General features: G+C 59.0%; 2 protein-coding genes and 1 pseudogene. All 3 read right to left on the reverse strand.

Going from position 1 to position 3,332, the window contains the following annotated elements:
- Nucleotides 1-60: 60 nt before the first annotated feature.
- A pseudogene (locus tag ACIOUG_RS26570) lies at nucleotides 61-383 on the reverse strand (ATP-grasp domain-containing protein); the annotation flags it as partial.
- 183 nt (nucleotides 384-566) lie between these two features.
- Nucleotides 567-2,003 (reverse strand): dihydrolipoyl dehydrogenase, encoded by a 1,437-nt coding sequence (gene lpdA / locus ACIOUG_RS26575; protein ID WP_115077039.1) that lies wholly within the window; start codon nucleotides 2,001-2,003, stop codon nucleotides 567-569.
- A 97-nt stretch (nucleotides 2,004-2,100) separates the two neighbouring features.
- Nucleotides 2,101-3,324: a 2-oxoglutarate dehydrogenase complex dihydrolipoyllysine-residue succinyltransferase gene (odhB, locus tag ACIOUG_RS26580; RefSeq protein WP_401070087.1), complete on the reverse strand. Its 1,224-nt coding sequence runs from the start codon at nucleotides 3,322-3,324 to the stop codon at nucleotides 2,101-2,103.
- Nucleotides 3,325-3,332 lie beyond the last annotated feature (8 nt).

A 3,332-nucleotide genomic window follows, 5' to 3' on the forward strand; every position in this document is an offset into this window, starting at 1 on the left:
ATCGGTGGAAGCCATCAACACGATGCGACGCCTCGAACGGACAACGACAGCGCCCAGCTACAGCTCTTTAGCGATATCAGTGCACGATTCAACCAGGATCTTGGTGACTGGCTGACCATTGGCGTCAGTCTGGTAAGTCACCAGACGCTTGCCCAGCCACTGCTGTGCGAAGGCCTTGGCGTCTTCTTTGTTGCGAACCAGCTTGACGCCGCCCGCTTTCCGCGACCACCGGCGTGGACCTGGGCTTTGACAACCCACTCGCTGCCGCCGATTTTGTCGCAAGCTTCTGCTGCTGCTTCCGGGGTGTCTACTGCGTAACCAGTGGAAACATGCAGGCCGTATTCAGCGAACAGCTGCTTACCCTGATACTCGTGAAGATTCATGCTTTTTACCGTCTTCGTTAGGTACTGCGCATTCGGCGCTGCGCTCTTGATGAGTGCCGCGCCACCTGTGACTGCTGCTTGCGTAGCTGAGCTACGCAAGACTGCGTCCAGCGGACATTCCGCGGTGAGACTTGCTCGCAAGGCTCACGACGGGCCGTTACCGCCGTGGTTTCTTATTGTCTGTTAACGCTTCTTGCGGTTGGCAATGTGGATGGCGCCGCCATTCACCGCCAGAGCAGCTTCGTGCAAGGCTTCAGACAGGGTCGGATGGGAGAAAACCATCATGCCCAGGTCTTCAGCGCTGGTGCCGAATTCCATACCGATCGCGCCTTGCTGAACCAGTTCTGCAGCGCTCGGGCCAATCACGTGCACGCCCAATACGCGGTCAGTCTTGGCATCAGCGATGACCTTGACGAAACCACCGGTATCGTTGGCGGCCATGGCACGGCCAGAAGCGGCGAACGGGAAGGTGCCGACGTTAACTTCAACGCCTTCGGCTTTCAAGGCCTGCTCGGTTTTGCCAACCCACGCGATTTCCGGGTGAGTATAAATAACCGAAGGGATCAGGTCATAGTTCATCTGGGCTTTGTGGCCCTTGATGCGCTCGACAACCATGATGCCCTCTTCCGAGGCCTTGTGCGCCAGCATCATGCCGCGCACCACGTCACCGATGGCGTAAACGCCCGGTACGGTGGTGGCGCAGTGATCGTCAACGTGCACGAAACCGCGCTCGTCCAGGGTCACGCCGCTGTCGGCAGCCAGCAGATCAGTGGTCACCGGACGGCGACCAACGGCTACGATCAGCTTGTCGAAAGTGATGGTCTGTTCGCCGTTGGCATCGGTGTAGTTAACAACGACTTCTTCGCCGTTCACTTTCGAACCGGTGACGCGAGCGCCCAGCTTGATGTCCAGACCCTGTTTGGTCAGGGTTTTCAGCGCTTCCTTGGAAACTGCGGTGTCCGCTGCCATCAGGAAGGTGTCCAGGGCTTCCAGGACAACCACTTCGGAACCCAGACGCGACCACACCGAACCCAGTTCCAGACCGATCACGCCAGCGCCGATCACGCCCAGACGTTTAGGTACGGACTGGAATTCCAGAGCGCCAGTCGAATCGACGATGACTTTCTGATCGACCGGAGCCGGTGGAATGTCGATCGGACGCGAACCTGGCGCCAGGATGACGTTTTCGGCTTCGATGACTTCAACCGAGCCGTCCGGCTTGGTGACTTCGACTTTCTTGCCAGCCAGCAGCTTGCCGTGGCCCTGGATCGAAGTAACGCCGTTGGCCTTGAACAGGGTAGCAACGCCGCCGGTCAGGTTCTTGACGATGCCAGCCTTGCGGCCAACCATCGCAGCGACGTCCATTTTGACTTCGCCGGTCGAGATACCGTGAACATTGAAGCTCTCTTTGGCTTCCTTGTACTTCCAGGAGCTGTCCAGCAGCGCCTTGGACGGAATGCAGCCGACGTTCAGGCAAGTACCGCCGAGGGCCTGTTTGCCTTCAGCGTCGGTGTACTTCTCGATGCAGGCAGTGGTGAGACCCAGCTGCGCGGCCTTGATGGCAGCTACATAGCCGCCAGGGCCGGCACCGATCACTACTACGTCAAATTTCTGCGACATTCAAAAAATCCTCTTTAGCGAAAAGCTTCAAGCCGCGCGCTTCAAGCCAGGCTGCCTTTTCTTGCAGCTTGAAACTTGAAGCTCGCAGCTGCTTCTATCAGATATCCAGCAACAGACGAGCCGGATCTTCCAGCAGGTTCTTGATGGTCACCAGGAAGGTTACAGCTTCTTTGCCATCGATCAGACGGTGATCGTAGGACAGTGCCAGGTACATCATCGGACGGATCACGACCTGACCGTTGATGGCCATAGGACGCTGAATGATGTTGTGCATGCCCAGAATCGCTGCCTGCGGCGGGTTGACGATCGGGGTCGACATCATCGAACCGAAGGTACCACCGTTGGTGATGGTGAAGGTACCGCCGGTCATCTCTTCCATCGACAGTTTGCCGTCACGGGCTTTCTTGCCGAACGTGGCGATGCCGCCTTCGATTTCAGCCAGGCTCATCAGCTCGGCGTTACGCAGAACCGGTACGACCAGGCCACGGTCGCTGGAAACCGCAACACCGATGTCGGCGTAGCCGTGGTAAACGATGTCCGCGCCGTCGATCGAAGCGTTGACCGCCGGGAAGCGTTTCAGCGCTTCGGTGGCAGCCTTGACGAAGAACGACATGAAGCCCAGGCGTACGCCGTTGTGGGACTTCTCGAACAGGTCCTTGTACTTCGAACGCAGGGCCATGACTTCAGTCATGTCGACTTCGTTGAACGTGGTCAGCATCGCCATGTTCGACTGGGCTTCAACCAGACGCTCGGCAACCTTGGCACGCAGACGGGTCATCGGCACGCGTTTTTCAACGCGATCACCGGCAGCGAATACCGGCGCAGCGGCAGCCGGAGCAGCAGCCTTGGCAGGTGCGGCAGCCGGAGCGGCTTTCTTCGCGGCAACAGCAGCGACAACGTCTTCCTTGGTCACACGACCGCCTTTGCCGGTGCCGGCAACGGAAGCGATGTTGATGCCGTTCTCTTCAGCCAGCTTGCGCGCAGCCGGAGCAGCAACAGGATCGTCTTCGCCTTCGGCAGCAGCCGGGGCAGCGGCAGCAGCGGCCGGAGCAGCAGCGGCGGCTGGAGCAGCGGCAGCAGCGCCACCTTCAGTGATGGAGCCGAGGACTTCGTCGGACAGAACGGTGTCGCCTTCGTTCTTGACGATTGCGCCCAGCACGCCGTCGGCAGTAGCCAGCACTTCCAGTACGACTTTGTCGGTTTCGATGTCGACGATCAGTTCGTCACGCTTGACGGCGTCGCCCGGTTTTTTGTGCCAGGTGGCAACGGTGCCATCGGCAACCGATTCCGGGAAAGAGGGGGCTTTGATCTCGATAGCCATTATCTGTG

The organism is Pseudomonas sp. NPDC087803 (assembly GCF_044742995.1).
Lineage (GTDB): Bacteria > Pseudomonadota > Gammaproteobacteria > Pseudomonadales > Pseudomonadaceae > Aquipseudomonas.